Annotated in this window: 4 protein-coding genes and 1 tRNA gene; 4 read left to right on the top strand and 1 reads right to left on the bottom strand. The window is 37.2% G+C overall.

Features of this window, described 5'->3' with window-relative positions:
• Positions 1-494: 494 nt before the first annotated feature.
• The 4 genes from argF (at position 495) to QNJ66_RS25440 (ending at position 4312) form a co-directional block, all read left to right on the top strand.
• The gene (gene argF, locus QNJ66_RS25425; protein ID WP_300511462.1) at positions 495-1421 is read left to right on the top strand and encodes an ornithine carbamoyltransferase; all 927 of its coding nucleotides are present in this window, start codon (positions 495-497) and stop codon (positions 1419-1421) included.
• Positions 1422-1618: 197 nt separating this feature from the next.
• Positions 1619-2650 (top strand): dihydroorotate dehydrogenase-like protein, encoded by a 1032-nt coding sequence (locus QNJ66_RS25430; protein WP_300511458.1) that lies wholly within the window; start codon positions 1619-1621, stop codon positions 2648-2650.
• Between the two features lie 106 nt (positions 2651-2756).
• Positions 2757-3980, top strand: a complete 1224-nt coding sequence (locus QNJ66_RS25435) for an ATP-dependent 6-phosphofructokinase (protein WP_300511460.1) — start codon at positions 2757-2759, stop codon at positions 3978-3980.
• Positions 3981-4225: 245 nt separating this feature from the next.
• Positions 4226-4312, top strand: a tRNA-Ser gene (locus QNJ66_RS25440).
• Between the two features lie 279 nt (positions 4313-4591).
• On the opposite strand, the gene QNJ66_RS25445 is transcribed toward QNJ66_RS25440, so the two are convergent.
• Positions 4592-5449: a mechanosensitive ion channel family protein gene (locus tag QNJ66_RS25445; RefSeq protein WP_300511461.1), complete on the bottom strand. Its 858-nt coding sequence runs from the start codon at positions 5447-5449 to the stop codon at positions 4592-4594.
• Between the last annotated feature and the right edge of the window lie 351 nt (positions 5450-5800).

The following is a 5800-nucleotide window of genomic DNA, read 5'->3' on the forward strand; positions in this document are numbered from 1 at the left end:
AAAAGATAGAGTAAGAGGATAACAATTAAATTAAAAGGGCTTTTAAACAGCAAGTCTTTATGACAGAGTGACTTGTTCTTGTCTATATCTAGTCTTCCCAAAAATGAATCGTTTCCTATCACCCATTAGAAAATTAATTTTTCAACTCAATATTAGCTAAACTCCTCCCTTAACTCTGTCAAAATACGCGTAAATTCAGAAGTAGGTAACGAAGTATTTGGGTTTCCATCAACTCCCGGTATCACAAACCAGTTTTCTATCTCCTGTTGTCATTAGTTGATTTTAGTCCTTAGAATTTTGCTGAAATTTTGCCCTCAAAGCTTCTTTAATTAATTTATAATCTTCAGGATATTTGCCAGAGGAAATAATATTAGCTTCATTCATAACCTTAGCAGTTAGTAGGTAAAACAATTATAAAATCTCAATTATAATTATTCAGTGACTCGAAAAACAGTCGCTATAATAAAATCCCCACACAGATGAGGATAAAAATCATTATGACAACTCTCCAAGGAAGAGATATCTTAGGAATTGGCGATCTCAGTGCAGAAGAAATGACCGCAGTGTTAGATTTAGGTGCAGAACTAAAAAGTGGTCAGCGATCGCCTCGTTGTCAAAAAATACTAGGACTTTTGTTCGACAAAGCATCTACCCGTACCCGTGTCTCTTTTAGTGCTGCTATTTATCAACTTGGGGGACAGGTATTGGATCTTAATCCTAGTGTAACGCAAGTGGGCAGGGGAGAACCAGCCAAGGATACCGCAAGGGTATTAGATCGTTATCTGGATATTTTAGCCATCCGTACTTTTGAACAATCTAAGTTAGAAACCTTTGCAGAATATGCCGAAATTCCTGTTATTAATGCTCTTACAGATTTAGAACATCCTTGTCAAATCTTAGCTGATTTCATGACTATCAAAGAGTGTTTTGGGCAATTGGAAGGAAGTACACTAACTTATTTAGGTGATGGAAATAATGTGGCGCATTCTCTTATTTTAGGAGGAGCATTAATGGGAATGAAAATTAGAGTAGCAACCCCTAAAGATTATCAACCTTTACCAATTATTATTGAGCAAGCAAAAAAGTTAGCTGAACCTGGGTTTGAGATTACTATAACAGATGATCCAGTAGCTGCTGTTAAACATTCTAATGTACTTTATACGGATGTTTGGGCAAGTATGGGACAAGAAGATTTAGCACAATCAAGAATTCCTATTTTCCAGCCTTATCAGATTAATGATGAACTCTTGAGTAAAGCAGATTCAGAGGCTATTGTTTTACATTGTTTACCCGCTCATCGTGGGGAAGAAATAACCGATAGTGTCATAGAGGGAGAACAGTCTAAAGTTTGGGATCAAGCTGAAAATAGAATGCACGCTCAAAAAGCTTTAATGGTTAGTTTATTGGGGATTGAAAATTGAGAAATGATAATATTTGTAACTAAATTTTACAAATAAGTAAACAAAAAAATAACCTCTGAGAAACCTGATACAATAAAAGTGTAAGTTTGATGGTAAAAATCCCTCTAAAAAGGGATAAAAGCAATGATAACAGTTGAAAAATACTGTTAAAAAAGCGGCATAAAACTAAACTTAAATGATTAATTAGGAGTCAGGGAATGGACTTAAAAACTACCTATCTGGGAATGACCTTAAAATCTCCGTTAGTCGTAGGTTCTTGCGCCCCATTAACAGAAGAAATAGATAACATTAAAAGAATGGAAGATGCAGGGGCAGCAGCAGTTGTTTTACATTCATTTTTTGAAGAACAATTACGACAAGAACAACTAGAGTTACACCATCATTTAACCTACGGAACCGAAAGCTTTGCTGAAGCGTTAACTTATTTTCCCGAGCCAGAAATTTTTCACGTTGGTTCTGAACAATATTTAGACCATATTCGCATCAGCAAAGAACAGTTAGATATTCCTGTTATTGCTAGTATTAACGGCTCAACTTTAGGGGGATGGTTAGATTATTCTCAACAAATAGAACAAGCTGGTGCCGATGCTCTAGAACTGAATATTTATTACGTTCCTACAGATTTAGACATTCCTGGAGGAGAAATTGAACAGAATTATTTAGATATTTTAAAAGCGGTTAAATCAGAAATTAATATCCCTGTAGCTATTAAATTAAGTCCTTATTTTAGTAACATGGCCAACATGGCAAAACGTTTAGGAGAAGCCGGAGCAGATGGCTTAGTTTTGTTTAATCGTTTCTATCAGCCTGATATCGATTTAAACAACTTAGAAGTATATCCCAACGTCCTTTTGAGTACCCCTCAATCCCTGCGTCTTCCCATGCGTTGGATCGCTATTTTATACGGAAAAATTGAGGCGGATCTCGCTTCTACCAGTGGTATTCATCATGCTTCTGATGTGATTAAAATGGTCATGGCCGGAGCAAAAATAACCCAGGTTGTTAGTACTTTATTACGTCATGGTATCCATTATTTAGCCACTTTAGAAGAAGGAATACAAAAATGGATGGAAGAAAATGAATACGAGTCCATTGAACAAATGCAAGGCAGTCTTTCTCAACTTAATTGTCCCGATCCCACGGCCTTCGAGCGATCGCAGTATATGAAAGCGTTGCAAACCTATGCACCCGTTTGGCGATCGCTACAACAACCCACTAGCACTAAATAGGAGAGTATGGGGAGTGTGGGGAGACTGGGAGACTGGGAGACTGGGAGAGTATGGGGAGAGGAAAAAACTGATGACTGATAAATGATCACTGATAGGAGGTAGAAATATGAACGACAAACGTAAACGTATTGGTATCCTTACCAGTGGAGGGGACTGTCCAGGGTTAAATGCTGTCATTCATGCAGTGGTCAAAGCAGCCGAAAGCAAGAACTGGGAGGTTTATGGACTTCCCTACGGAACCGACGGGTTTCAGTATATTGCCCAGAAAAAGTGTTCTCGAAAGGAGTTAGAGAAGTTCAGGTTAACTGAGCAATGTTATGAACTTCCAGGAAAAATTCGGGGTGTGGACGTTTTACAATTTTTTAGTGGCAGTATTTTAGGGTCCATTAGTAAAGGACATCCCGAAGATCCAAATGTCAAAAAAGAGATCCTCGAAGGCTACAAAAAGCTAGAATTAGATGCTTTAATTGCCATTGGGGGAGATGGTAGCTTAAAGATCATCTATGATTTAGCACAAGAAGGTCGTTGGAATCTGATCGCTATTCCCAAAACCATCGATAATGATGTTCCTTTGACGGAGTTTTGTGTTGGTTTTACAACGGCGGTTGAAGTTGTAACTCAAGCATTATACGATCTGACCTTTACTGCAGCCAGTCATGACCGCATTATCATCGTAGAAGTTATGGGTCGAGATGCCGGTCATTTAGCCTTGCATGGAGGTATTGCAGGAGGGGCTGATATTATCCTCATCCCTGAATTAACCCCTCATCTTAGCTTAGATGTGTTGCATGGTTGTTGTGAAAAATTATCAAACTTGCAACAGTGTAGCCGTCATTTTGGCCTAGTGGTGATTGCAGAGGGCGTTAAAAATCAACATAAAGAAAAAGAGGATCGTATTGGTGATTATCTGAAGAGAGAGATCCAAGAATATAGTGGGTTCCTCCATCATGAAAATCATCCAGAGTTTGGTCCGTTGAAAGATATGGATATGCGAGTAACGGTTTTAGGCCATCTGCAACGCAGTCATCCTCCCGTTGCTTGGGATCGCCTGTTGGCAACTGCTTTCGGGGTCCGAGCTATTAAACTGATCGAAGAAGGACAATACGATAAGTTGGTGGTTTGGAAAAAAGGTGGGGTGGAGGTTGAACCCTTGTCTAAGGTTATTAAGACCATTAAGGAAAGTCATGAGAACAAACAGTGTCCTTGTCCCTCTCCTGTGGAAAAAGATGATTGTATGGTCAAGACAGCGCGATCACTGGGTATTTATTTAGGCGATAGCAACAAGGACTTAGGTTCTTCTTCCTCCTTTTCCTGCTCTTGCCGAAACTAACCATTATTTCTCAAGTAAGCAGTGTAGCGTAGGCTGGTATAAACGCTAATATATCAGCCTATTCTGTTGTTATCCAGTGTTAAATTATAAAATTAACCTGTTTGCCTTTTAAGCTGGTCTGTTTATCTTTTTACTCCTCTTTACTCTTTTCTAGATTCTTGTTCAAGGGAAAATTGTCTCAATCTTGAAATTAGGTTAAAAAAAGTTTATCTATGGTGTATAATGGTTAATTGTGACCCCAAAAAGGAGAGGTGGCCGAGTGGTTGAAGGCGCAGCACTGGAAATGCTGTTTAGGGGTAACTCTAACGAGGGTTCGAATCCCTCCCTCTCCGTTTCAAGAATAGAGGTAGAGATTCCTCGCAGTAAAAAACTAAGTTAACATCTTTTGCTGTCATTCCGAGGAACCAGGAATCTCATAAAAAAATTGTGTTATTAAAACATTATTCCTGATTGTTTTTCAATTGCTTTGATTGTTTCTATGGGAATTATTTTACTTTTATAAATAGGAAAAATAACAGTAATAGTGCATCATTTCATAATTTTAGAGCAGTTTGGAGAGTGTGGGAAGATATATCGCCTAACCCCCCTTATTCAAGGGGGGAACACTGTTATCAAGTGCTACGAATAGCATAATGTTTTTCAGGAACGGGATAACCTGCATTACCCAAGGTTTCACGAATAACTTTATTGGTATCAAAATAAACTTGCCAATAATGTTCGTTATTACAGTAAGGACGAACCGCTAAAACAGGACCGGCAAGATTAAATTCTAGAATTTCTACATCAGGACTGGGTTCATTTATCACATTAGGAATTTGACTTAATCTTTCTTGCAATAAATTAATAGCCTCTGCATGATTAACACTATGATTTAGTTGGGCAACTAAGTCAACTCGACGGTAGGGGTTAGCAGAAAAGTTTTGGATATTATCAGAAAAAATCTTATTATTTCCGACAATGGTTCTCACATTATCAAGAGTATTAATGGTAGAGACGAATAGACCAATTTCTTCAACTGTTCCGGTTACTCCAGCAGCAGAAATAAAGTCTCCGACCCCAAACGGACGGAAAATAACCAAGAAAACCCCGGCCGCAAAGTTAGCTAAAAGTCCTCCCCAAGCTGCCCCAATGGCAACCCCAGCAGCAGCTAATAAGGCAGCAAAGGAGGTGGTTTCGATGCCAAAATAGCCTAAAATAGCGACAATTAAAACAATTTTTAGAGCAATTGCTAAAAAGTTAGCTAAATAGGAAATTAAGGTGGGTTCAATGCTTTGTCGCTTCAGGACACGGGACATTAAACGGATACCTTTATTAATCAACCATTGTCCTACGATCCATAAGACGATCGCACCAATAAATTTTAAGCCAAAATTGGTAACTTGTTCTTTAAGGGTTTGCACAAAAACGTTAACCTGTTGTACCTGTCCTTCATCAATAGGTAGTTCAATAGGTGCTTGCAGTAGATACATAAGTAAAATATACTCACACTGTTATTACATTATTTAAGATAAAAGATAACCATCTTAATAGGTTTATCCTGTTATATTTCTTTAATATTTAATTTTATGATGAATACTAACCAAAAACTTATCTCGTACTGAAAAAATAAAAATAAACAATCTTTTATTAATATTTTCTAAAAAATAAATGTTTTTTCAGTGATTCTCTAATAATTTTGAAGCGCATTAAAAGTAATACTATAACTGAAATTATTATTTTATTTTCAGTTATAGTATTACTTTTAATGCGCTTCAAAATTATTAGAGAATCACTGAAAAAACATTTATTTTTTAGAAAATATTAATAAAAGATTGTTTATT

The organism is Crocosphaera sp. (assembly GCF_030064895.1).
Taxonomy (GTDB): Bacteria; Cyanobacteriota; Cyanobacteriia; order Cyanobacteriales; family Microcystaceae; genus Crocosphaera.

What these genes read in the sequence shown, in the direction of transcription:
- QNJ66_RS25435 (WP_300511460.1), top strand. Translation starts at nt 2,757, where the DNA reads ATGAACGACAAACGTAAACGTATTGGTATCCTTACCAGTGGAGGGGAC.
- QNJ66_RS25445 (WP_300511461.1), bottom strand. Translation starts at nt 5,449, where the DNA reads ATGTATCTACTGCAAGCACCTATTGAACTACCTATTGATGAAGGACAG.
- QNJ66_RS25430 (WP_300511458.1), top strand. Translation starts at nt 1,619, where the DNA reads ATGGACTTAAAAACTACCTATCTGGGAATGACCTTAAAATCTCCGTTA.